Raw genomic sequence first — 23,684 nt, 5'->3', positions numbered from 1 at the left:
GTGCGCGCTGCGCGCGCGACGATGGTCGGGTGGGCCGGGCACGGCCCACCGGGGTCCGTCAGACGCTCACGAACCACGAGTACGCGCCGTAGCCGATCAGTGCCGCGGCGAGCACGCCCAGCAGCACCACGGACCACAGCGGCTTGCGCTGCTGGGCGAACGAGATGGCACCGCCCACGAAGAAGGCTCCGGCCACGAGGACCAGGACGGATGCGGTCATGAGGTGCTCTCCTGCGCGGGGTCTGCGAAGCGGTGGTCCAGGCGACCCGTGCGGGGCAGGGTGGCGATCCAGTTGCGGAGCAGGGCGATGCCCGCGTGCGAGGACTTCTCGGGGTGGAACTGGGTGGCGCTGAGCGGGCCGTTCTCCACCGCGGCCACGAAGGGTGCGCCGTGCTCGGCCCACGTGACGGCCGGCGGCGCCATGTGCTGGATGCTCTGGTCGAACGCCCATTCCTGCACCCCGTAGGAGTGCACGAAGTAGAAGCGCTCGTCCTCGATGCCCCGGAACAGCACGGAACCCTCGGGAGGGCGGACCGTGTTCCACCCCATGTGCGGGACCACGGGCGCGGCCAGCCGCTCCACGGTGCCGGGCCACTGGCCCAGGCCCTCGGACTCACGGCCGTGCTCCACACCGGAGTCGAACATCACCTGCAGTCCCACGCAGATCCCCAGGACGGGGCGCCCGCCGCTGAGCCTTCGGTCGATCAGCCGGGGGGCGTCCACCCCACGCAGCCCCTCCATCACGGCCTCGAACGCGCCCACGCCGGGCACCACGAGACCGTCGGCCTCCAGGACGTCGCGGGGCTCCGCACTCAGCAGCACGTTCGCGCCCGCCGCCTCCAGTGCCCGCACGGCGGAGCGGACGTTGCCCGCACCGTAGTCCAGCACGACGACGCTCGGCACCGTTGCCGCCGCGGGGCGTCCCGGCATCACAGTGCGCCCTTGGTGGACGGGATGACCCCCGCCGCACGGGGATCGGGCTCCACGGCCTCGCGCAGCGCGCGGGCCAGGGCCTTGAACTGGGCCTCGACGATGTGGTGCGGATCGCGCCCCCGGATCAGCTCCACGTGCAGGCACAGCTGGGCGTGGTGGGCCAGGGACTCCAGGACGTGGCGGGTCATGGACCCTGTGAAGTGACCGCCGATCAGGTGGTACTGCTGCCCCTCCGGCTCACCGGTGTGGACCACGTACGGCCGCCCGGAGACGTCCACCACGGCCGAGGCGAGGGCCTCGTCCAGGGGCACGGTGGCCTGCCCGAACCGACGGATGCCCCGCTTGTCCCCCAGGGCGCGGGCGAGCGCCTCTCCGATCACGATCGCGGTGTCCTCGACCGTGTGGTGCACGTCCACGTGCGTGTCACCACTCGCCTCGACGTCCAGATCGATCATCGAGTGCCTCGACAGGGCGGTGAGCATGTGGTCGAAGAACGGCACCGTGGTGCGGATGCGGGATCTACCCGTGCCGTCCAGGTCCAGGCTCACGCGCACGGTGGACTCGCTCGTGGCGCGCTCCACCGTGGCGGTGCGGGCTTTCTCGTTCGCGCTCATGTGTGGCGGTCTCTCCTCGGGGTGCCTTCGCGCCGTCGTTGCGGCGGGATGTCCAGTCTAGGTGCGCTCACGCCCGACCCAGGCCGGCACGCAGGGCCGCACCTTGCGGCTCCCGCGGCCTGTTGCGGTCATTCGCGGTGGAGACACGCCCGCACCGCCGTGAGGAACGCGGTGGTCTCCGCCTCGGTGCCCGCCGTGACGCGCAGGTGACCGGGAATGCCCACGTCACGCACGAGAACGCCCTCGTCCAGCAGACCCTGCCACAGGGTGGGGGCATCCTGGCCGCAGGCGAAGAACACGAAGTTGGAGTCGGAGGTGGCGGGTGTGAGCCCCAGGGCGGCCAGCTCGGCGACGATCCGGTCGCGCTGCGTCTTGATCTCCTCGACGGTGGCGAGCAGCGACTCGTGGTGCTCCAGCGCCGCCAGAGCGGTGGCCTGCGTGACCGACGACAGGTGGTACGGCAGGCGGACCAGACGCATGGCGTCCGCCACGGGGGCGGCTGCCGCGAAGTACCCCAGCCGTGCTCCGGCGAGGGCGAACGCCTTGCTCATGGTGCGTGACACGACGAGCCTCGGACGGCCCTCCAGCAGCGTCAAGGCAGAGGGTGTCCCCGAACGGGAGAACTCCGCGTACGCCTCGTCCACCACGACCACGGTGCTGTGGGCCTCGCCAGCCTCGTACACCGCGTCCACCACGTCCAGGTCCAGCGCGGTCCCGGTGGGGTTGTTGGGTGAGCACAGGAACACGACGGCGGGCGCGTGCTCGGCGACCTGCCGAGCGGCGGACTCCGCGCCCAGGGAGAAGTCGGGCTCACGACGACCGGCAATGAACTCCGTGCCCGTCCCGAGTGCCAGCAACGGGTACATGGAGTAGGTGGGGACGAAGCTCAGGACAGACCGCCCGGGTCCGCCGAACGCCTGCAGGATCTGCTGCAGGATCTCGTTGGAGCCGTTGGCGGCCCAGATGTTCTGCTCGGTGAGCCCGTGCCCCAGGTAGTTCGCCAGTGCGCGGCGCAGCTCCGTGAAGTCACGGTCCGGGTACCGGTTGAGCTGGGCCGCCACGCTGCGGACGCGCTCCCCGATGGCGTCCACCACGTCCGCGGGCACCGGGTGGGTGTTCTCGTTGGTGTTCAGCGCCACCTCCACCTGCAGCTGGGGAGCACCGTACGGGGACATGCCCCGCAGGTCGTCGCGCAGCGGGAGGGTGGCCAGGGGATCGGCAGGTGAGTTCACCGATCCAGTCTAACGACCCCTGCCGCCCAGCGTCCGTGCGGACCTAGCGAGCGGGGACCTCGAGGACCTGGCCCGAGGTGAGGGCCGGCGAGGTCAGGCCGTTGAGCTCGGCGATGTCGTTCACGACCTCACGGGTGTCACGCTCCGGGTCCGCCTCACGGGCGATGTCCCACAGGGTCTGCCGCGGCTGCACGGTGACGGTCTGGGTCACGGGGGCACCCACGGCGCCCGTGGAGGCCTTGACCGTGGACGGGAACAGGAACACGGCGGCGACCACGAGCAGGGCGGCTGCACCGGTGACCACCGGCAGACCGACCAGGAAGAAGCGACCGCGTCGCGTCAGGTGCAGACCGCCCCTCCGGGCGGCTCCGACTGCGCGGTCCGTCCGGGCAGTGCGGTCCGCCCGTTCGGTGGAGAGCGTCACTCGGCGAACGGACCTCGGCATGATGAGTGCGGTCATGGCTACCTCCTGGGATCGGACCGGAACCGCCCCTCCGGGCGGCGGTGTTCGAACAACTCAGCGTTTAGAACACATCTTCGAATCTTTGGACTCAGTTCTAGCACGGATGTACGAATGCTGTCGAGGTCCACTTCGAACACATATTTGAGCGGGTGAGCCCCGCCGGGTTAAGCTCGAGGTCACACAGGTGATAGTCGACCCCACGTCTCCGACACGCATAAGCGGACGCTCCGTCCGCTGCTCGCCCCGCGAGCCAGCGATGTGCGGCACGGTGAAAGGACCCCGCACGTGAGCACCACTTCCCCGCAGCAGCACACCCCCGGCACCCGCGTTCGAACACTCAGTGCGCGGCAGGCCAAGATCCTGGGGGCCGTCCAGCGCTCGATCGCCACCCGCGGCTACCCGCCCTCCATGCGCGAGATCGGTGACATCGTGGGCCTGGCGTCACTGTCCAGCGTCACGCACCAGCTGGGCCAGCTCGAGAAGTGGGGATACCTCAGGAGGGACCCCCGCCGCCCCCGGGCCATGGAGGTCCTGAAGCCCCTCAGCCAGGACGAGCTCGAACGTCACCTCGGTGTCGACGAGAACCAGGCAGCGGAGGCGGCGTCGTCGGCCGAACCGTCCGTGAGGGCCCTGCACACCACCTCCGACGAGGACGCCATGGTGCCCGTGCCGCTCGTGGGGCGCATTGCCGCCGGCGGGCCGATCACCGCGGAGCAGTCCGTGGAGGAGGTCTACTCGCTGCCCCGGCAGTTCGTGGGCCACGGCCAGCTGTTCATGCTGCGCGTCTCGGGCGACTCCATGATCGACGCCGCCATCTGCGACGGCGACTGGGTGGTGGTGCGACAGCAGAACTCCGCCGAGAACGGGGACGTCGTGGCCGCGCTCCTGGACGACGAGGCCACCGTGAAGACCTTCCGGCAGCGCGACGGGCACACGTGGCTGCTGCCCCAGAACACCCGCTACGAGCCGATCCTCGGCGACCACGCCACGGTCATGGGCAAGGTGGTCTCCGTGTTCCGCGCACTCTGAGCGGACCCCGCCGCGCGCAGCCCCTGCGGCCCGCGGGTTCCGGTCCGGTTCCGCCTCAGGCTCCGCTCAGCCGCTCCAGCGCGCCGAGCACGGTCTTCTTGTCGGTGGTGGGCCACAGCGGCGGCAGTGACCGCGCGAGGAAGGATCCGTAGCGGGCGGTGGCCAGGCGGGAGTCCAGCACCGCCACCACTCCCCTGTCCCCGCTCGCGCGAATCAGCCGCCCGGCACCCTGCGCGAGTCGCACGGCCGCGTGGGAGGCGGAGACCGTCATGAACCCGTTGCCCCCGGCCCGCTCGGCGGCACGGGTGCGCGCGGTGCCGAGGGGATCGTCGGGGCGCGGGAACGGGATCCTGTCGATGACCACCAGGCGGCACGAGTGCCCCGGGACGTCCACGCCCTGCCACAGGCTCATGGTGCCGAACAGGCTCGCGGCGGGATCGTCCGTGAAGTCCTTGACGAGCGAGGGCAGGGAGGCATCCCCCTGGCACAGGATGGGCAGGTTCGTGCGCCCGCGCAGGGCCTCGGCGGCATCCTCCGCCGCGCGGCGCGACGAGAACAGGCCCAGCGCTCCGCCGCCCGAGGCCTCCAGCAGCTCCAGCAGCTCGTCGAGCTGCTCCGGTGAGACGCCCCTGCCCGGCTTGGCGAGGCGCTTGGCCACGTAGAGGATGCCCTGCCGGCGGTAGTCGAACGGGCTCCCCACGTCCACGCCACGCCAGGACGGTGATCCCGGGCCCTGCAGGCCGAGTGAGCCGGCCACGCTGGCGAACGAGGATCCCACGGCGAGCGTGGCGGAGGTCAGCACCACGGTGCGACCGTCGAACAGCCCCTCCCGCAGCGGGCCCGCCACGCTCAGCGGGGCGATGTTGAGGGTTGCCGGTTCCCCCGCCGACGCCCCCACGTACCCCTCCGTGGGACTCCACCGGCCCACCCGGGAGATCCACAGGACGTCGTGGGCGGTGTCCGCAGAGAGCATCCGCTCCGCCGTGTCCAGCAGCTCGGACAGCCGTGAGCGCGCGGCGTGCCTGCCCGCGTCCTCGTTCTTGGACTCGCCCTTCGTCTCGCTGAGGCCGGTGCGCGCCGCATCCTGCACCCCGCGCACCGCATAGACCTGCTCCTCGGTGAACCCGCGGGCCAGCAGGCCGGACTCGTCGTCGTCGAAGGCCTTGTCGAAGGCCTGCGCCGCGCGCTCCAGCTCGTCGCTCGACGCCGCGGTGTGCTTGCGCACGGCCGTGGCGGCGGCCCGCACCGCGGCGGCGGACAGGGAGGCCGTGACGGCTCCCGTCACGCGGTCCCGCAGCTCGTGCGCCTCGTCGACGACGACGACGTCGTGCTCGGGCAGCACGGCCAGCCCCTCGAAGGCGTTGATGGCGAGCAGCGCGTGGTTGGTGATGACCACGTCGGCCTCGCCCGCCTGCGAGCGCGCACGTTCCGCGAAGCACTGCTCCACGAGCGGACACTTGCGCCCCAGGCACTCCTTGGCGGTCACCGAGACCTGCCGCCACGCCGCGTCCGAGACACCGGGCTGGATGTCGTCCCGGTCCCCGGACTCGGTGGTCTCCACCCACTCCCGCAGCCGCAGCACCTGCTGGGCGAGTCCGCCCAGGGGTGCCTCGGTGCCACTTCCTCCCCCGACGGGAGCGGAGAACAGGGCGTCGTCGTCCTCGGGGTAGCCGCCCTCCACCTTGTGGAGGCACGCGTAGTTCGACCGCCCCTTGAGCAGGGCCACGTCCGGGCGCTCGTCGAGCTCGTCCTCGAGGGCGTCCAGCAGGCGGGGGACGTCCCGGCCCGTGATCTGGTTCTGCAGGGCCAGGGTGGCCGTGGCCACGACCACCGGTTTCTCCGAGGACCGGGCGTGCAGGAGCGCCGGAATGAGATAGGCCAGGGACTTCCCGGTCCCCGTGCCCGCCTGCACGAGCAGGTGCCGACGGGTCTCGAGGGCTTCGGCGACCTTGGCGGCCATGAACCGCTGGCCGTCGCGGCGCTGACCGCCCAGGGCGGAGACCGCCGCATCCAGCAGCTCCAGAGCGTCCGCACCCCCGGGCAGGGACTCCGGACGGATGTCGGAGATGTCACGACCCGACTCGTCGATGAACCCGCCGCTCATGCGCTGGGGTGGTCCTCCGCCGCGGCGGCTCCGCCCGGAGCGCGGTCGGTGCGGTACTGCTCCAGGTCCCCCACGAGATCCTCCCGCACGCGCACGTGCAACCGGGTGCCCTCGGGGGTGTGCTCCGTGCTGAGGATCTCGGCATCCTGCGCGTGCAGCCGTGAGACCACCTCGCCGTGCACGTAGGGCACCAGCAGGTCGAGGTCGTGGTCGGGACGCGGGATCGCGGCGGCGATCAGGCGCTGCAACTCGGCCACGCCCTCACCCGTGCGGGCCGAGACGGCCACGGAGGGGTGCTCGTGGTTGCGCAGCCGGGCGAGGACCACCGGGTCCGCGATGTCCGCCTTGTTCAGGGCCACGATCTCCGGTATGTCGTTGGCACCCACGTCCGTGAGGACGTCCCGCACGGCCTTCAGCTGCCCCTCCGGATCCGGGTGGGAGGCGTCCACCACGTGCACGATGACGTCCGCGTCCGCCACCTCCTCCAGCGTGGAGCGGAACGCCTCCACCAGCTGCGTGGGCAGGGACCGCACGAAGCCCACGGTGTCCGCCAGCGTGTATCCGATGCCGTCCGGGGTCTGCGCCTTGCGCACCGTGGGGTCCAGCGTGGCGAACAGGGCGTTCTCCACGAGCACGCCGGCGTCCGTGAGCCGGTTCAGCAGCGAGGACTTGCCCGCGTTCGTGTAGCCGGCAATCGCGACGGAGGGCACGGCGTTGCGCTTGCGGTTCAGGCGCTTGGTCTCGCGCGCAGGCTTCATCGCGGCGATCTCACGCCGCAGCTTGGCCATGCGCTGCCGGATCCGGCGCCGGTCCAGCTCGATCTTCGTCTCACCGGGACCGCGGCTGCCGATGCCCTCACCGGAGGCCGCGCGCCCGCCCGCCTGCCGGGACAGGGACTCGCCCCAGCCTCGCAGTCGCGGAAGCATGTACTCGAGCTGCGCGAGCTCCACCTGGGCCTTGCCCTCCTTGGACTTGGCGTGCTGCGCGAAGATGTCCAGGATCAGTCCCGTGCGGTCGATCACCTTGACCTTCACCACGTCCTCCAGGGCACGGCGCTGGGAGGGCGCGAGCTCGGCGTCCACGATGACGGTGTCCGCCCCCGTGGCGGCCACGACGTCCTTGAGCTCCAGTGCCTTGCCGGAACCGAGGTAGGTGCCCGGGTCCGGGTTCACGCGACGCTGCAGCATGCCGTCCATGACCTCGGACCCTGCGGTCTCCGCGAGCGCCGCGAGCTCCCGCAGGGAGTTCTCCGCGTCCGCGGGGGTTCCGCTGGAGTACAGCCCGGCGAGCACCACGCGCTCCAGCCGCAGCTGGCGGTACTCGACCTCGGTGACATCCTCGAGCTCCGTGGACAGTCCCGCGACGCGACGCAGGGCGTGGCGCTCCGCGAGGTCCTGCTGGTCCCCGTCCGACGGCACGTGGGCGTCGTCCTCCGGCGCGAGTTCCCGGGCACGCCCGAGACGCTCGTGGGCCGGGCGCGCCGACGCGGCGGCGTCGTCCGCGGAGACGTCGTCACCGGGGTGGGTGGGCGAGGCGGACTCGGACCGCGAGCGCGCGCGGGCGAGGACGCGTGAGACGACGTCCTCGAGTTCGGTCCCGGTCAGGTCACCGGTCTGCTGCGAGCTCTCGGACGCGGTCTGCCGGTGGGGGAAAGAGTCAGTCATGGTTCCTTGATCTGCGCTGTTCATGGGTCGACCCAGTCTAGCGCCGGGTCCCGACACGGCTCCGGCGGGCACTAGCATGTGGAGCCATGGCCCACGAACCTCCCGCGCAGCACTACTTCGTGTCCGACCCCTCCCTCCCGGAGAAGCCGAGACGGATCACGGTGGAGCTGCGGGGGCGCACGGTGACCGTGGGCACCGCCGCGGGCGTGTTCTCCCCCGGGGACCTGGACAGGGGCACGGCCGCGCTGCTGCGCAGCGTTGCGGATCCCCGCGGCTCGTCGTTGCTGGACATCGGCTGCGGCTGGGGTCCGCTCACCCTGGCGCTCGCGCTCGCGGCTCCCGACGCCGTCGTGACCGCCGTGGACGTCAACGACCGCAGCCTGCGGCTCACGGCGGAGAACGCCCGTGAACTGGGCCTCTCCGGGGTGCAGACCCTGCGACCCGAGGACGTGCCCGAGGACCGCACCTTCGACACCATCTGGTCCAACCCGCCGATCCGCGTGGGCAAGGACGCCCTGCACGAGATCCTCAGCGCCTGGCTCCCACGGCTCTCCCCCGGCGGGACGGCCTGGCTCGTCGTCCAGAAGAACCTGGGCGGGGACAGCCTCCAGCGCTGGCTCGCGGACACGCTCGGCGAGGGGTTCACCGTGGCGCGCGCGGCCACGGACAAGGGCTTCCGGATCATCACCGTGCGGCGCGACTGAACCGTGGGAGCGAACTGAGCGGCACACCTCCGCGACGACGCCGCCAGGCGCCCCTCGGCGCAGGGCCGGGCAGGAGATGACCTCAGACGAGCTCGGCGTGCGCCACCACTCGCGCGGGCCCGGCAAGCACCACGTGCTCGGTGCCGTCCGGTGCGGGCACGAACGTGACGGAGAGGACCCCGCCGGGAACCTGCACGAACCAGCGGTCCGGGGACTCGGGCCCACCCCAGAACCGCGTGGCAGCGGCGGCGGCGCACGCACCGGTGCCGCAGGAGAAGGTCTCCCCCACCCCCCGCTCGTGCACACGCATCTCGAGCCGCCCCACGTCGGAGTCGTCGTGGTCCAGGGGCACCACGAACTCCACGTTGGTGCCCTCCGCGGGGACCGGCTCCACCACGGGCGCGGTGTGCAGGTCCAGCCCGTCGAGCTTCTCGCCCTCGGACAGCGCCACCACCGCGTGGGGGTTGCCCATGTCGATCGAGATCCCGGGCCGCGGGACGGTGAGGCCCGCCGCCGTGACCACGCAGTCCGCGCCGCGCTCACGAGCGGTCTCCCCGTCCGTGAAGCTCCAGGGGCCCATGTCCACGGCGTAGCCGTCCGAGGTGCGTGCCACCGTGCGCACACCCGCCCGCGTGCCGATCCGCACGCGGGCGCCGCGCGGGAGGCGGACCAGCCCCTCACGCACGAGGTGGTCCACGAAGACCCGTACACCGTTGCCGCACATCTGTGCCACGGAGCCGTCCCCGTTGCGGTAGTCCATGAACCACTCGGCGTCCGGATGCGTCCGCAGCAGGGCGCGCCCCTCGGGCACGTGCTCGGAGCGGACGGCGCGGATCATGCCGTCCCCGCCCAGCCCCGTGTGCCGGTCGCACACGGCCGCCACGGTCTGCGGGCCCACGTCCCGGGTGCCGTCACCGTCCGTGAAGACCACGAAGTCGTTGCCCGTGCCGTGCGCCTTGCTCACCCGCACACCCGTCAGCTCGTGGCCGCCCACAGCTCGCACCGTCCCCTCGGTCGTTTCAGTCATGCGCGCCATCATACTGAGCACGAACGAGACCCACGGCGCGCTCCACCACGGACTCCCAGCCCCCGGGGTCGAGGGCATCCAGCCAGGTGATGCGCGGGTCCGCGCGGAACCAGGTGCGCTGGCGCTTGGTGAACCTCCGCGTGGCGGCCACGGTCTCGTCACGGGCCTGCGGCAGGGACAGCGAGCCGTCCAGGACGGCCAGCAGCTGCGGATACCCCAGGGCCTTCCCCGCGGTGGGGCTCTGCCGCAGGCCCACGGCCTCCAGGCCGCGGACCTCGTCCAGCCACCCGCGTTCCAGCATGATGTCCACACGGCGTGCCAGCCGCTCGTTCAGCGGCTCCCGGCTCATGCCCAGACCGATCTGCACCGTGGGCGCCACGTACCGCCGCTGCGGCATGAAGGACGTGAACGGGCGTCCCGTGAGGTCGTGCACCTCGAGGGCACGCACCAGGCGCCGGTCGTCCTTGACCCGCGACGCCGACTCCGGGTCGACCTCCGCGAGCTCCCGGAGCAGGGCCACCCTGCCACGTGTCCGCAGCTGCTCCTCGCGGGCGGCACGCACCTCGGGATCCGTGCCCGGGAACTCGATGGCGTCCACCACCGCCCGCACGTAGAGCCCCGATCCGCCCACCAGGACGGGAACCTTCCCCCGGCCCGCGATCTCACGGACGACCCGCCGGGCGTCGCGCTGGAACGCCGCCACGGAGGCCTCCTCGGCGATCTCCAGCACGTCCAGCAGGTGGTGCGGGATGCCACCCCGTTCCTCCGGGCCGAGCTTTGCCGTGCCGATGTCGAGCCCCCGGTACAGCTGCAGCGCATCCGCGTTGACCACCTCGCCCCCGAGGCGCTGCGCGACTGCGATCCCGAGGTCGGACTTGCCGGTTCCCGTGGGCCCCACGACCGCCACGAGCGGGGGGACCGAGGCGTCCCGTGCTGGGACCTCCCCCGCCTCAGGCGACGAGCCCGAGGGGTGCGGGGGAACGCGGGCGGTGCCGTGCGGCGTCGCCATGGCTCAGGAAGTGCGCAGGGTGGGCATTCCCAGCCCCACGGCCCCGGGAGTCCCGCCGGACGACGGCGCACCACAGGACTCGGCCTGCGCCGCCTCCCAGGCATCCCCGCCACGCGAGCGGCGCAGCGTGTACTCGGAGGAATCCCGGGGGTCGGCCAGCAGGTGGTACGACGCCGCGCCCGTGACGGGCACCGTGACCAGGTCACCCGGCCGGGGAGCGGGCGACCCCTCGGGGACACTGAAGTGGACGAGGCGCTGGTCGCGGGCCCGCCCCGAGAGCCGGTGGGTGCTCTCCGCCTTGCGTCCGGACTGGGCGCTGACCAGCACCTCCGCGCGCGTGCCCACGAGTTCCCGGTTGAGCCGGGCACTGATGGAGTCCTGCAGAGCGGTGAGGCGCTCGAAGCGCTCCTGCACCACGGCCGCGGGCACCTGGTCCGCCATCTCGCCGGCGGGCGTGCCCGGGCGGACGGAGTACTGGAACGTGAAGGCGGAGGAGAACTCGGAGGCCGCCACCACGTCCAGGGTGTCCTGGAAGTCCTGCTCGGTCTCACCGGGGAAGCCCACGATGATGTCGGTGGTGATGGCCGCGTGCGGGATGCGCTCGCGGACCCGCTCCAGGATGCCCAGGAACTTCTTCGAACGGTAGGAGCGGCGCATCTCCTTCAGGACCCGGTCCGAGCCCGACTGCAGGGGCATGTGCAGCTGGGGCATCACGTTGGGCGTCTCGGCCATCGCGTCGATCACGTCGTCCGTGAAGGCGGCCGGGTGAGGGCTCGTGAAACGGACGCGCTCCAGCCCCTTGATGTCGCCGCACGCCCGCAGCAGCTTGGCGAACGCACCGCGGTCTCCGAACTCCACACCGTAGGAGTTCACGTTCTGGCCCAGGAGGGTCACCTCCACGGCGCCCGAGTCCACGAGGGCCTGCACCTCTGCCAGGATGTCCCCGGGACGACGGTCCTTCTCCTTCCCGCGCAGCTGCGGGACGATGCAGAACGTGCACGTGTTGTTGCACCCCACGGAGATGGACACCCATCCCGCGTAGGCCTGCTCGCGCTTGGTGGGCAGCGCGGACGGGAAGGTCTCGAGCGCCTCCAGGATCTCCACCTGGGCGCTCTCGTTGTGCCGTGCGCGCTCCAGCAGAACGGGCAGCGAACCGATGTTGTGGGTGCCGAACACCACGTCCACCCACGGGGCCCTCTCCACGATGGTGGAGCGGTCCTTCTGGGCCAGGCAGCCGCCCACGGCGATCTGCAGCCGCTCGTTGCGCCGCTTGACCGGGGCCAGCTGACCCAACTGGCCGTAGAGCTTGTTGTCCGCGTTCTCCCGGACCGCGCACGTGTTGAACACCACGAGGTCGGGATCCTGGTCCACGGCCGGAACGTAGCCCGCGCTCTCGAGCAGACCCGTGATGCGCTCGGAGTCGTGCGCGTTCATCTGGCAGCCGAGGGTGCGGACCTCGTAGGCCGGCGGATTCTGCACGGAGACGGAGGTCGCTGGGGGCTGCACGGCGTGGGGCATCTGAGTCACCTCATCATCTTAGGGAGGGGGTCAAATCTCTCGCGGCCGCTCTGCCCGGGACACTCTGCCCCCGCGAACCACCCGGGCCGCCCAGTGACTGGGCTCCGTTCTCCGGCGGCTCCCGCGCGGTGTCCGGGTGGGTCTCGCGGGCGATGTGCCCTGGCCCCGCCGGGGGCGCACTGCTGCTCCTGGGAAGTCAGGGCGTGTCCCACACCTCGGCTCCCATGGTGTCTGCGGCCGCGCCGTCCGTGTCCGTCACGGACCCCGGTGCGCTGAGCTCTGCCTTGACCACTGCGAACGCAGTGCCCGGCGGATAGCCCTTGCGTCCGAGCATGCTCACGAGCCTGCGCGTGAGCTTCTCGTACTCCTTGCGGTCCCCCGGGTCCACCTGCGCGGGGAGTTTCTTGCGGACGAGCTCGTGGGCGTCACGGGCCTCGTCCTCGTCGCTGCGCTGCGCCAGCGCCTCCTCCGCGAGATCCCCCGTGATGCCGCGCTGGGAGAGTTCGCGCCGCAGCGCGCTCCGGGACAGTCTCCGCGTCTCGGCACGGGACCGCACGAACATCGCGGCGAACGCACGGTCGTCTACGAGGTTGACCTCTTCGAACCGGTCCAGGACCTCATGGGCCACCCCCGCGGGGATGTCCCGGGCCGCGAGTTTTTCCTCCAGCTGCCGCCGCGACTTCGCGGACGCCGCGAGCTGCCGCAGGACAATGGCCCGTGCCGCCTCGTGCTGGTCCGCATCCGACGCCGCGGATGGCTCTCCCCCCGCGAGGGAATCTCGTGAGGAGAGTCCCGCGCGGTAGGGAGCCGAGGAACGGCGGCGGCGGCCACCGTGGGGAGCGGAACCGGTCACGACGGATCAGCCTCTAGAAGGCGGGCAGCCCGGTGTCGTCGGTCTCCGGGGCGAAGGCGGCGTCCGGATCCAGCTCACCGGTCTCCGCGTTCAGACCGGCGGAGTCCTGGGATGCCTCGTCCGGATCCTCGGAGATGCCGAGCTTCACCAGGATCTTGCGCTCGATCTCCTGCGCGAGCTCCGGATTGTCCTTGAGGAAGCGGCGGGAATTCTCCTTACCCTGCCCCAGCTGGTCCCCCTCGTAGGTGAACCACGCTCCGGACTTCTTGACGATCCCGTGCTCCACGCCCATGTCGATCAGGCCGCCCTCGATGGAGATGCCCTGGCCGTAGAGGATGTCGAACTCGGCCTGCTTGAAGGGCGGGGCCATCTTGTTCTTGACGATCTTCGCCCGGGTGCGGTTGCCCACCGGATTCGCACCGTCCTTGAGGGTCTCGATGCGGCGGACGTCCACGCGCACGGAGGCGTAGAACTTCAGGGCCTTGCCACCCGTGGTGGTCTCCGGTGAACCGAAGAACACACCGATCTTCTCGCGCAGCTGGTTGATGAAGATGGCCGTGGTGTTGGTGTGGGACAGCCGCCCGGTGATCTTGCGCAGTGCCTGCGACATCAGGCGTGCCTGCAGTCCCACGTGGCTGTCCCCCATCTCGCCCTCGATCTCGGCCTTGGGGACCAGCGCGGCCACGGAGTCGATCACGATGATGTCGATCGAGCCGGAGCCCACGAGCATGTCCATGATCTCGAGCGCCTGCTCGCCGGTGTCCGGCTGGGAGACCAGGAGGTTGTCGGTGTCCACTCCCAGCTTCTCGGCGTAGGCGGGATCCAGGGCGTGCTCGGCGTCGATGAACGCGGCGATCCCGCCGGCCTTCTGGACGCTCGCCACGGCGTGCAGCGCCACGGTGGTCTTGCCCGAGGACTCCGGGCCGTAGATCTCCACCACGCGGCCGCGGGGGAACCCGCCGATGCCCAGGGCGACATCCAGTGCGATGGACCCGGTGGGGATGGTCTCGATCTTGGTGGCGGGACGGTCCCCCAGCCGCATGACCGAGCCCTTGCCGTAGTTCTTGTCGATCTGGGAGAGCACCGTGTCGAGCGCCTTCTGCCGATCGGAGCCTGCCACCTGAGAAGGAGCGGGAGTGGATGCGCCCTTGGACTTGGCTGCCATGATTCACCTCGGATCTCGGGGGCCGATCTGTGGGCCCGGTCTTTGTCGTCGCGCTCCACGGTATCCAGGGGCTCAGACACCCATAAGGGCCCGGCCGCACTGTGGAGAGCGCGTGACGCCCTTCGAATATACCTTCGAATGCGCCGCCTCGCATCCCGAGGGCGCGCCCGCGAGGGAGGCGCTCAGCGCCGCGGTGGCTGGTCCGGACCCCACCAGCGGGACTCCGGCACCTCTTGGGCCCGGCACACCGCGAACCACACAACCTTGGGATCCACACCGGCGTCGAGTGCCTCCAGTGCCGTGCGGTCCCCCACCTCGGTGAGCACGAGGTCTCCCGCCAGGACCCGGCAGTAGCCGGCCCCGAACTCGTGGGCCATCAGCTCCCAGAACGCGCTGACTCGCATGGCGAGGTACTCCTCGGGTGGTCGGTTCATCGGGACGAACGGTGGACGGGACAGCGCAACGGACCCGCCCGAGGGCGGGTCCGTTCACCGTACACGCCGTGCACACCGCACGGCCGTCGTTCTGGTGCCGCGGGAGCACGGGTGCCCCGCGACGTGGGCCGCCGGGCCGCGTGGCGGCGCCCGGGCGGCTGGTCGGGATCAGTGGGCGCCGGCGGCGGTGCCCCCGCGCAGCTGACGGACCTCGCGGGTGAACTCCTCGGTCATCTCCGAGGGCACGGTGTCCGGGATGAAGTTGCCCTCCGCGTAGGCGAGCCGGTCGGCCACCTCGCGCAGCATCTGGGACATGGGGATGTCCAGGGCCGTGCAGATGGAGGCGAGCAGCTCGGAGGAGGCCTCCTTCTGGCCGCGCTCCACCTCGCTGAGGTAGCCCAGCGACACGCGGGCGCTGTGGGACACCTCGCGCAGGGTGCGTCCCTGGCGCTGACGCACGCTGCGCAGCACCTCTCCGATCTCCTGGCGCAGAACGCCCACCTTGGTCTCGTGGGTCTCTGCAGTGACGTCGTCGGCCAGACCCACGTCCTTCCAACGGACGACACCATTGACGGACACGGGTTGCTTCGTCATGTGAATTGCCTACTCCTCGTATCAACGAACGGGGCTCGGCACGCTGTGGTCAGCGCGACGGTCTCGCAGTGCCTGAGCCGTTCCGGCTCACGCTCTGTGGGTCATAACGTGCTTGCAGGTTCAATTGTTCCCCCGTCGCGGGGCGAATTGCACTAGGCGTTGGCTGGTAATGAGATTTGAGTCGCCAGTGTGTCAATGGCCCGCTCCACGGTGGCCTCCCGGATCTGTGCGCGGTCCCCCAGCAGCTCCAGCCGCTCGGCACGGTCCCCGCGCGGGCCGCTGACCCCCAGGAACACCGTCCCCACGGCGTGTCCGTCGTGGGGCTCCGGTCCCGCGACTCCGGTGGTGGAGACGGCCCAGTCCACCCCGAGCGCCGCGCGGGCACCGCGGGCCATCGCGATCGCAACCTCCGCGTCCACCGCACCGCGTGCGGCCAGGAGGTCGTGGGGCACGCCCAGCACGCGCTCCTTGACCTCGTGCGAGTAGCTCACCACGGCGCCCTGGAAGCAGGCCGACGCCCCGGCCACCGTCACGACGGCGGACGCCACCGCTCCCCCGGTGAGGGATTCGGCGGTGCCGATCATGAGGCCCAGGTCCGTGGCGAGACGGACGAGCGCGGCGGCGTCGTATCCGGAGGACGGTGCCGTCACGCGGCCTCCCCGCGGACCGAGCGGTTGCGCAGCTGGACCGCCTTCACCACGTAGTCGACGCCCGTGACCACGGTGGCGAGCAGCGCCAGCGCCGTGAGCACCCACGCGAACCAGAGCCACCACTGCCCCACGAGCGGTGCGAGCGGGAGCAGCAGCGCGAGCAGCGCGGCGGTCTGCAGGACGGTCTTGGTCTTGCCGCCCTTGGACGCGGCCATCACGCCGTAGCGGATCACCACGAAGCGCATGACCGTGATGCCCCACTCGCGCACGAGGATCACGATGGTCACCCACCACCACAGCTCGCCCAGCAGGGACAGCACCACGAACGCAGCGCCCGTGAGCAGCTTGTCCGCAATGGGGTCCGCGATCTTGCCGAAGCTCGTGATGAGGTTGCGGGCGCGGGCGAGGTCCCCGTCCAGCTTGTCCGTGTACATGGCCAGGCCGAACGTGACCACCGCGGCCCAGCGCATCCCCATGGACTGCTCGCCGTGGGTGCCGCCGGCCACGAGGAACCAGATGAAGAACGGCACCATGACGATGCGCAGGGCCGTGAGCGCGTTCGGCAGGTTCCAGTTGGAGCTGTTCGGCGCGGGGTCCCCGTGCGGAACCGCGGTCTCGGATGAGCTCATCGTCCAGTCAACTCCCATGCGTCCTCGGATGTGTCGGAACCGTCGTGGTAGTCGTGGGCGACGTCCGCGAGGGACGCCTCCACGGGGTCCTCGCCGTAGTCCACGGAGCCGACGGCGCTCCCCGCGGGCTGCGCGTCCGGCGCGCGGGCGGGCGGTTCCTCGCCCCGGATCAGGGCGAGGGTGGCCGCGAGGTCGTCGGGCTTGACCAGGACGTCACGGGCCTTGGAGCCCTCGGACGGGCTGACCACTCCGCGGGACTCGAGCAGGTCCATGAGCCGCCCGGCCTTGGCGAAGCCCACGCGCAGCTTGCGCTGGAGCATGGACGTGGAGCCGAACTGCGTGGTGATGACGAGCTCCGCGGCCTGCAGCAGGACGTCGAGGTCGTCCCCGATGTCCTCGTCGATCGTCTTCTGCGGGGCCTCCTGGACCACGTCCTCCCGGTAGTGCACGGTCATCTGGGACTTCACGTGCTCCACGACCTTGTGGATCTCGGACTCCGAGACCCACGCGCCCTGCACGCGCATGGGCTTGGACGCGCCCATGGGCAGGAAGAGGGCGTCTCCCTGCCCGATCAGCTTCTCCGCCCCGGCCTGGTCCAGGACCACGCGGGAGTCCGTCACGGAGGACGTGGCGAAGGCCATGCGGGAGGGCACGTTGGCCTTGATCAGACCGGTGACCACGTCCACGGACGGGCGCTGCGTGGCGAGCACCAGGTGGATGCCCGCAGCTCGCGCCAGCTGCGTGATGCGCACGATCGCGTCCTCGACGTCCCGCGGTGCCACCATCATCAGGTCCGCGAGCTCGTCCACGATCACCAGCAGGTACGGGTAGGGGCGGATGGTGCGCTTCGACCCCGGCTCGGGCTGGACCTTGCCGTTGCGCACGGCCTTGTTGAAGTCGTCGATGTGCTTGTACCCGAAGTGGGAGAGGTCGTCGTAGCGGGCGTCCATCTCGCGCACCACCCACTGCAGCGCCTCCGCGGCCTTCTTGGGGTTCGTGATGATGGGCGTGATCAGGTGCGGGACGCCCTCGTACGCGGTGAGCTCCACACGCTTGGGGTCCACCATGACCAGGCGCACCTCGTCCGGGGTGGAGCGCATGAGGATCGAGACGATCATGGAGTTCACGAACGAGGACTTGCCCGCGCCGGTGGCTCCGGCCACGAGCATGTGCGGCATCTTCGCGAGGTTCGCGAGCACGAAGCCACCTTCAACGTCCTTGCCCACGCCCATGATCATGGGGTGCTCGGACGCGCGCGCCTTCTGCGAGCGCAGCACGTCCCCGAGGGCCACGGTCTCGCGGTCCGTGTTGGGGATCTCGATGCCGATGGCCGACTTTCCCGGGATGGGCGAGAGGATGCGCACGTCCGCGGAGGCCACCGCGTAGGCGATGTTCTTCGACAGCGCGGTGACCCGCTCCACCTTGGTGCCCGAGCCCAGCTCGATCTCGTAGCGGGTGACCGTGGGGCCACGGGAGAAGCCCGTGACCTCCGCGTCCACCTTGAACTGCTCGAGCACGCTCGTGAGCGCACTGACCACCTGGTCGTTGGCCTCGGAGCGCTCCTTGGCGGGCGGGCCCTGCACGAGGTCCGCCACGGGCGGGAGGCTGTAGGCGACGTCGCCCTGCAGCTTCAGCTGCTCCGACCGCGCCGGAATGGGGGTGTTGGGGGTGTGGGTGCGCGGCTCGTCGGCGTCCTCGGCGACGTCCAGTGCGGGAGCGTCCGACGCCGCCGCGGTGTCCGCCGCGGGGGTGATCCCCTGCTGCTCACGCAGCTTCTGCACGTCCCGCTGGGAGCGCGTGGGCCGCTTCTCCCCCGGCCGCGGCGCGGAGCCGACGGAAGGCGCGACCTCGGTCTCCTGCGCCTGCGCGGCGGTCGAACCCCCGGCACGTTGCGGGGCGACGCCGCGGGAGTCCCCGGTGCCCGGTGTTTCGGACCTCTCGGCGGGCGCGGCCGCGGCCGAGCCGACGTCGAACACGCCCGTGGCGGTGGCACCGCGGGCCTCGCGGCGGTTGGCCTCGTCCACCACGGCGCGCTCGAAGGCCTCGTCGCCGTCGTAGCGGTCGAGGTCCTGTCGCTGCCGACGGCGTTCGGCGCGGGTGGCCTTCTTCCCCGAGGACGCGCGGACGGGCTCCAGGTAGGAGCGGTCGTGCTCGGGCGCGGAGACGTCCGGGGCGCGGCGCTCGGTCTGGCCCGTGAGACGGCGGTAGAGGTCCCGCAGCCGCGGGCCGATCTCCCCCACGGGAGTGGCCGTCATGACGAGCAGCGCGAGGAGGGCGAGGACCACCAGCACGGCCAGCGCACCCCAGCGGGTGACGAGGGAGGCCAGCGGGTCCGCGGCGAGGAAGCCGACGAAGCCGCCGGCGTGCCACACGGCCTCGAAGCCGTCCCCCAGGTCCGGGGCGCCGCCGGCGAGGTGGGCGATGCCGGAGCCCGCCACCGTGAGGGCCAGCAGCCCGATCGCAATCCGGTTGTTGGCCTGCGTGGGCTCGGGGTGGCGGAACACCCGGATGGCGAAGCAGAAGCAGAAGATGGGCAGAACGAGCGCCATGAACCCGAACGTGCCGCCCACCACGGCGTGCACCCACGAGGCCGGGACGGCCACGGGTGCCAAACCTACGCCGCGCAGGTTCCACCACTCGACCGCGGCGGTCAGCACCGCGAGCACGAGCCACACGAGGGCACCGCCGTCCCGACGCTGCTCCGGGGCGATGTCGGTGCGCACGGTCCCCACACGCCGCACCGCGGCCCCCACCACGTGACCGGCGCCCGACCACGCCCGGACCAGGCCGTGAAGGGCCGTGGTGCCGGCGGAGGGCCCCGCCGGTGTGCTGCGTGCCGGGGTCTTCTTGCCGTTCTTGGGGGAACGCGCCGCGGTCTTGGACCGGGGTGCGGTCTTCGCCGAACGCGCGGGGGAAGTTCGTGACGCCATTGCTCCAGGGTACCCGGACGCGCAGCGGCCCGCCCGGAGTGGATCCGGGCGGGCCGCTCGTCACGATGGCGCCGTGGGGACCGTCAGGCCTCCACGACCACGGGGACGATCATGGGCTTGCGGCGCAGCTTGCGGGCGACCCACGAGCCCACCGTGCGGCGCACGATCTGCTGCAGCTGGTTGGCGGTGTGGTTCTTCCCGCTCTCGCCCAGCGCCTCCTCCAGCGCCGCGGCGATCTTCGGACGGATCTCGTTGAAGACCTTGTCCTCCTCCGCCACGCCGCGGGCGTGGATGTCCGGGCCGGACACGATCTTGCCGGTGTCCCGGTTGACCACCGTGACCACGGAGATGAAACCCTCCTCGCCGAGCGTCATGCGGTCCTTGAGGTCCGCGTCCGTGATCTCGCCCACCGACGAGCCGTCCACGTAGATGAAGCCGCACTCCACCTGGCCCGTGATCTTGACCTTGCCCGCGTGCATGTCCACCACGGTGCCGTTCTCCGCGAGGATCACGTGGTCGTCCGGCACACCGGTCTCCCGCGCGAGCTCGCCGTTGGCGATCAGGTGGCGCACCTCACCGTGGACCGGCATCACGTACTCCGGCTCCACGATGTTGTAGCAGTACAGCAGCTCACCGGCACCGGCGTGGCCCGAGACGTGGACCTTCGCGTTGCCCTTGTGCACCACGTGGGCGCCCAGACGCATGAGGCCGTTGATCACGCGGAACACGGAGTTCTCGTTGCCGGGGATCAGCGAGGACGCCAGCACCACGGTGTCCCCGGCGTTGACCTGGACCTTGTGGTCCCCGTTGGCCATGCGGGACAGCGCGGCCATCGGCTCGCCCTGGGAGCCGGTGCACATGATGACCAGCTTGTCGTCCGGGTAGTCCCCGACCTTCTTCTGGTCCACGAGCACGTTCGGCGGCACGTCCAGGTAGCCGAGCTTCTCAGCGATCGACATGTTGCGGATCATGGAGCGGCCCATGAGCACGACCTTGCGCCCGCTGGCCACCGCGGCGTCCAGCACCTGCTGCACGCGGTGCACGTGGGAGGAGAAGGAGGCCACGATCACGCGCTGCTTGGCGCGGGAGACCACGTCCGTGAGCACGGGGCCGATGGCCTTCTCGGACGGGATGAATCCGGGGACCTCGGCGTTCGTGGAGTCCGTGAGGAACATGTCCACGCCCTCCTCGCCCAGGCGGGCGAAGTGGCGCAGGTCCGTGATGCGCCCGTCCAGGGGCAGCTGGTCCATCTTGAAGTCACCGGTGTGCAGCACCGTGCCGGCCTTGGTGCGCAGGAACACGGCCAGGGCGTCCGGGATGGAGTGGTTCACCGCGACGAACTCGCACTCGAACTCGCCGAGCTTCTCCACCTGGCCCTCGCGCACGGCCATGGTGAACGGCTTGATCCGGTGCTCCTGCAACTTGGCCTCAATCAGGGCCAGGGTCAGCTGCGAGCCGATCACGGGAATGTCCGGGCGGCGCTTGAGCAGGTACGGGACCGCCCCGATGTGGTCCTCGTGCCCGTGGGTGAGCACGATCGCCACGATGTCGTCCAGGCGGTCCCGGATGTTGTTGATGTCCGGCAGGATCAGGTCCACGCCGGGCTGCGTCTCCTCGGGGAACAGCACACCGCAGTCCACCACGAGCAGCTGCCCGTTGATCTCGAACACGGTCATGTTCCGGCCGACCTCACCGAGCCCACCCAGGGGCACCACGCGGAGGGTGTCCTTCGCGAGTGCGGGCGGCGTGGCCAGGTCTGTGGAGTTCCACTGGGTCATGAGACCCCTTTCGTCGTCAGTTGATCAGTGTGTCCGCAATGACCGATGTGCTCAGATCCGCTCGGATCTGCTCCAGCTCGGTCTGCGTGGGTGCCACGTGCGGCAGGCGCACCGTGTTGTTCGGCAGACGGTCCTGCCAGTGAAGAATGGTCTTCGCGGCCACGGCACCGGGCACGCGCATCATGGTGGCGCGCACCACGGGCAGCAGCTCCGCGTTGATCCTCCGGGCGGTCTCGAGGTCCGCGTCCAGGACGGCGTCCACGCGGCGGCGGTACCGCGGCGTGTCCACGTGCGTGGTCACACCCACGAGCCCGGCGGCACCGAGCGCCATCCACGGCAGGGTGAGGGCGTCGTCGCCGGAGTAGAACAGCAGGTCCGTCTCCGCCATGACCCGCGCGGCCGAGACGAAGTCCGCCTTGGCGTCCTTCACGGCCACGATGTTGGGGTGCGAGGCGAGGGAGATCATCGTCTCCGGCTCGATGGGGATCCCCGAGCGCCCGGGAATGTCGTACACCATCACGGGGGTGTCCACCGAGTCCGCGAGGGAACGGAAGTGCGCCTCCACGCCCGCCTGGGTGGGCTTGTTGTAGTACGGGGTGACCACGAGCAGCCCGTCCATCCCGATCTTCTGCGCCTCGAGGCACAGGTACCGGGAGTGCTCGGTGTCGTTGGACCCGGTGCCCGCGAGCAACGGGACCCGCCCGCCCACGGCGTCCTTGACGGCGCGGAAGACCGAGAGGTTCTCCTCGTCCGTCATGGTGGAGTACTCGCCCGTGGTGCCGCACACCACCAGACCGTCGCAGCCGTCGTCCACGAGCTCCTCGGCGAGGTGGCCCGTGGCCTCCAGGTCCACGGACCCGTCCTCGTGGAAGACCGTGACCATGGCGGTCAGCAGGGTTCCGAACAGCGGCGCGGGACGGTCCTTCTGCACTGGGGTGCTCTCGTGTGTCATACCCACAGGCTACCGTCCGGACCCGGCGAGCACGGTCTCGGGGCTGCCGCTGCGGTGCAGGGCGATCGCCGTGCGCATGGCGGCGCGGGCCCGCCGACCGTCCCCGCTGGCCGAGTAGGCGAGGCTCAGCCGGTACCAGCCGCCCCACTGCTCCGGGGCTGCCTCCACCTCACGGCGCACGACGTCGAACCGCTCGTCCGCGGCCGAGCGCACGTACCGCCCGGCCGGGGTCCGCGGCAGGTCGTCCGCGGGGAGCTCGCCGTTCGCGGCCAGCTCCCTGCCCAGCTGCTGGGTGCGGGCGCCGAAGACGATCTCCCGCACCATGGCCCACGCGCCCACGGCGGGGATCACGAGCATGGCCACACCGAGCACCCTGGGGATCCACCCGGGCGTTTCCAGCAGCAGCACGGCACGCTGGAGCGAGAGCCCCAGGTACAGCGTGAGCAGGGCGATCATCAGCGCCGCGAGCGCGCGACCTGCGGAGCCCACCTCCAGCACCGTGAACACCCCGGCGAAGACCAGGACCGCGACAATCCACGTCGTGGAGCCCACCGAGAGGGGCAGCAGGAGCACGGTGAGCACGAGCAGCACGATCGCCGCGGTGGCCCACCACCGCAGACCGCCACGTCCTTGTCCCGCGGTCACAGGCCGAGGTCCATGTAGCCGTCCAGACCGTGGGTGAGTCCGGGGTGCTCGGCCACGGAGCGCACGCCGAGCAGCACGCCCGTCATGAACGACACGCGGTCGAACGAGTCGTGGCGCAGGCTCAGCTGCTCCCCCGCGTTGCCCAGCAGGGTCTCCTGGTGCGCCACGAGGCCCTGCAGCCGCACCGAGTGGACGTGCACACCGGACACGTCCGCGCCGCGCGCACCCCGGGGATCGGACTCCGTGGCGTCCGGCGAGGGCGCCACCCCCGCCGCCTCGCGGGCGGCCGCCACCAGCTCGGCGGTCCGGGCGGCAGTGCCCGACGGCGCGTCGAGCTTGCGGGGGTGGTGCAGCTCCACGATCTCCACGGAGTCGAAGAACGCCGCGGCCAGCTCCGAGAACTTCATGGCGAGCACGGCGCCCACCGCGAAGTTCGGGGCCACCAGCACGCCGGTGCCGGGAGATTCCGCCAGCTGGGCCGTGAGCTCCGCCAGGGCGGCGTCGTCCCAGCCCGTGGTGCCCACCACGGCGTGCATGCCGTGGGAGACGGCGAAGCGCACGTTCTCCCGGGTGGCGTCCGGGACCGTGAGGTCCACGACCACCTGGGCGCCCGCGCGCACGAGCTCCGAGAGGTCGTCCGTGCGTCCCAGTGCCGCCACGAGATCCATGTCCGGGGCGTCCGAGACCGCGCGCACCGCTTCCGAGCCCATGCGTCCGTTCCGCCCGAGGACGGCCACCCTGATCCGCTGCTCCATGC

The 23,684-nt window shown here is 71.1% G+C and carries 23 protein-coding genes; 2 read left to right on the top strand and 21 right to left on the bottom strand.

What is annotated here, in order from left to right; genetic code table 11:
• Positions 1–58 precede the first annotated feature (58 nt).
• The 5 genes from CWC38_RS12075 to CWC38_RS01740 form a co-directional block, all read right to left on the bottom strand.
• On the bottom strand, positions 59–220 hold the full coding sequence (locus tag CWC38_RS12075) for a CG2302 family histidine operon protein (protein ID WP_165860312.1): 162 nt from the start codon (positions 218–220) through the stop codon (positions 59–61).
• Positions 217–930, bottom strand: a complete 714-nt coding sequence (hisH, locus tag CWC38_RS01755) for an imidazole glycerol phosphate synthase subunit HisH (RefSeq protein ID WP_121845121.1) — start codon at positions 928–930, stop codon at positions 217–219. Before hisH ends, CWC38_RS12075 begins: the two co-directional genes overlap by 4 nt.
• The gene (hisB, locus tag CWC38_RS01750) at positions 930–1,547 is read right to left on the bottom strand and encodes an imidazoleglycerol-phosphate dehydratase HisB (protein WP_121845120.1); all 618 of its coding nucleotides are present in this window, start codon (positions 1,545–1,547) and stop codon (positions 930–932) included. The genes hisH and hisB overlap by 1 nt, the downstream gene beginning before the upstream one ends.
• A gap of 128 nt (positions 1,548–1,675) precedes the next feature.
• Positions 1,676–2,779: a histidinol-phosphate transaminase gene (locus CWC38_RS01745; protein WP_121845119.1), complete on the bottom strand. Its 1,104-nt coding sequence runs from the start codon at positions 2,777–2,779 to the stop codon at positions 1,676–1,678.
• Between the two features lie 43 nt (positions 2,780–2,822).
• Complete coding sequence (locus CWC38_RS01740; RefSeq protein ID WP_121845118.1) at positions 2,823–3,239, bottom strand: LysM peptidoglycan-binding domain-containing protein; 417 nt, start codon at positions 3,237–3,239, stop codon at positions 2,823–2,825.
• Positions 3,240–3,527: 288 nt separating this feature from the next.
• On the opposite strand from CWC38_RS01740, the gene lexA reads away from it, so the two are divergent.
• On the top strand, positions 3,528–4,271 hold the full coding sequence (lexA, locus tag CWC38_RS01735) for a transcriptional repressor LexA (protein ID WP_121845117.1): 744 nt from the start codon (positions 3,528–3,530) through the stop codon (positions 4,269–4,271).
• A gap of 55 nt (positions 4,272–4,326) precedes the next feature.
• On the opposite strand, the gene CWC38_RS01730 is transcribed toward lexA, so the two are convergent.
• Both CWC38_RS01730 and hflX read right to left on the bottom strand, forming a co-directional pair.
• Entirely contained in the window at positions 4,327–6,375 is a 2,049-nt protein-coding gene (locus tag CWC38_RS01730) for an ATP-dependent DNA helicase (protein ID WP_121845116.1), read from the bottom strand.
• The gene (gene hflX, locus CWC38_RS01725) at positions 6,372–8,039 is read right to left on the bottom strand and encodes a GTPase HflX (RefSeq protein WP_121845115.1); all 1,668 of its coding nucleotides are present in this window, start codon (positions 8,037–8,039) and stop codon (positions 6,372–6,374) included. The genes CWC38_RS01730 and hflX overlap by 4 nt, the downstream gene beginning before the upstream one ends.
• A gap of 86 nt (positions 8,040–8,125) precedes the next feature.
• On the opposite strand from hflX, the gene CWC38_RS01720 reads away from it, so the two are divergent.
• Entirely contained in the window at positions 8,126–8,743 is a 618-nt protein-coding gene (locus CWC38_RS01720) for a class I SAM-dependent methyltransferase (protein ID WP_121845114.1), read from the top strand.
• Between the two features lie 82 nt (positions 8,744–8,825).
• Here the strand turns inward: CWC38_RS01720 and dapF are convergent, their stop codons facing one another.
• The 14 genes from dapF to dapB all read right to left on the bottom strand — a co-directional run bounded on the left by dapF (position 8,826) and on the right by dapB (position 23,682).
• Entirely contained in the window at positions 8,826–9,770 is a 945-nt protein-coding gene (gene dapF / locus CWC38_RS01715) for a diaminopimelate epimerase (protein ID WP_240624990.1), read from the bottom strand.
• Positions 9,763–10,779 carry a tRNA (adenosine(37)-N6)-dimethylallyltransferase MiaA gene (miaA, locus tag CWC38_RS01710; RefSeq protein WP_121845112.1) on the bottom strand — a complete coding sequence of 339 codons (1,017 nt, stop codon included), beginning with the start codon at positions 10,777–10,779 and terminating at the stop codon, positions 9,763–9,765. Before miaA ends, dapF begins: the two co-directional genes overlap by 8 nt.
• 3 nt (positions 10,780–10,782) lie before the next feature.
• On the bottom strand, positions 10,783–12,297 hold the full coding sequence (miaB, locus tag CWC38_RS01705) for a tRNA (N6-isopentenyl adenosine(37)-C2)-methylthiotransferase MiaB (protein WP_121845111.1): 1,515 nt from the start codon (positions 12,295–12,297) through the stop codon (positions 10,783–10,785).
• Positions 12,298–12,493: 196 nt separating this feature from the next.
• Complete coding sequence (locus CWC38_RS01700; protein ID WP_121845110.1) at positions 12,494–13,150, bottom strand: regulatory protein RecX; 657 nt, start codon at positions 13,148–13,150, stop codon at positions 12,494–12,496.
• A 13-nt stretch (positions 13,151–13,163) separates the two neighbouring features.
• Positions 13,164–14,315 (bottom strand): recombinase RecA, encoded by a 1,152-nt coding sequence (gene recA, locus CWC38_RS01695; protein ID WP_121845109.1) that lies wholly within the window; start codon positions 14,313–14,315, stop codon positions 13,164–13,166.
• A 182-nt stretch (positions 14,316–14,497) separates the two neighbouring features.
• Positions 14,498–14,719, bottom strand: a complete 222-nt coding sequence (locus tag CWC38_RS01690; RefSeq protein WP_121845108.1) for a DUF3046 domain-containing protein — start codon at positions 14,717–14,719, stop codon at positions 14,498–14,500.
• A gap of 198 nt (positions 14,720–14,917) precedes the next feature.
• Positions 14,918–15,343 (bottom strand): helix-turn-helix domain-containing protein, encoded by a 426-nt coding sequence (locus tag CWC38_RS01685; RefSeq protein ID WP_121845107.1) that lies wholly within the window; start codon positions 15,341–15,343, stop codon positions 14,918–14,920.
• A gap of 152 nt (positions 15,344–15,495) precedes the next feature.
• Positions 15,496–15,993, bottom strand: a complete 498-nt coding sequence (locus CWC38_RS01680; protein ID WP_276309546.1) for a CinA family protein — start codon at positions 15,991–15,993, stop codon at positions 15,496–15,498.
• Positions 15,990–16,622, bottom strand: a complete 633-nt coding sequence (pgsA, locus tag CWC38_RS01675) for a CDP-diacylglycerol--glycerol-3-phosphate 3-phosphatidyltransferase (RefSeq protein ID WP_121845106.1) — start codon at positions 16,620–16,622, stop codon at positions 15,990–15,992. The genes CWC38_RS01680 and pgsA overlap by 4 nt, the downstream gene beginning before the upstream one ends.
• Positions 16,619–19,552, bottom strand: a complete 2,934-nt coding sequence (locus tag CWC38_RS01670; RefSeq protein ID WP_121845105.1) for an FtsK/SpoIIIE family DNA translocase — start codon at positions 19,550–19,552, stop codon at positions 16,619–16,621. Before CWC38_RS01670 ends, pgsA begins: the two co-directional genes overlap by 4 nt.
• Positions 19,553–19,635: 83 nt before the next feature.
• Positions 19,636–21,330: a ribonuclease J gene (locus CWC38_RS01665; protein ID WP_121845104.1), complete on the bottom strand. Its 1,695-nt coding sequence runs from the start codon at positions 21,328–21,330 to the stop codon at positions 19,636–19,638.
• Between the two features lie 16 nt (positions 21,331–21,346).
• Positions 21,347–22,282: a 4-hydroxy-tetrahydrodipicolinate synthase gene (gene dapA, locus CWC38_RS01660; RefSeq protein WP_121845103.1), complete on the bottom strand. Its 936-nt coding sequence runs from the start codon at positions 22,280–22,282 to the stop codon at positions 21,347–21,349.
• Positions 22,283–22,291: 9 nt separating this feature from the next.
• On the bottom strand, positions 22,292–22,927 hold the full coding sequence (locus tag CWC38_RS01655; RefSeq protein ID WP_121845102.1) for a hypothetical protein: 636 nt from the start codon (positions 22,925–22,927) through the stop codon (positions 22,292–22,294).
• Positions 22,924–23,682, bottom strand: a complete 759-nt coding sequence (gene dapB, locus CWC38_RS01650) for a 4-hydroxy-tetrahydrodipicolinate reductase (protein WP_240624989.1) — start codon at positions 23,680–23,682, stop codon at positions 22,924–22,926. Before dapB ends, CWC38_RS01655 begins: the two co-directional genes overlap by 4 nt.
• Positions 23,683–23,684 lie beyond the last annotated feature (2 nt).

Origin of the sequence: Kocuria tytonicola (assembly GCF_003687455.1) — a bacterium.
Taxonomy (GTDB): Bacteria; Actinomycetota; Actinomycetes; order Actinomycetales; family Micrococcaceae; genus Kocuria; species Kocuria tytonicola.
This window is presented reverse-complemented; position numbering and strand designations above follow the sequence as displayed.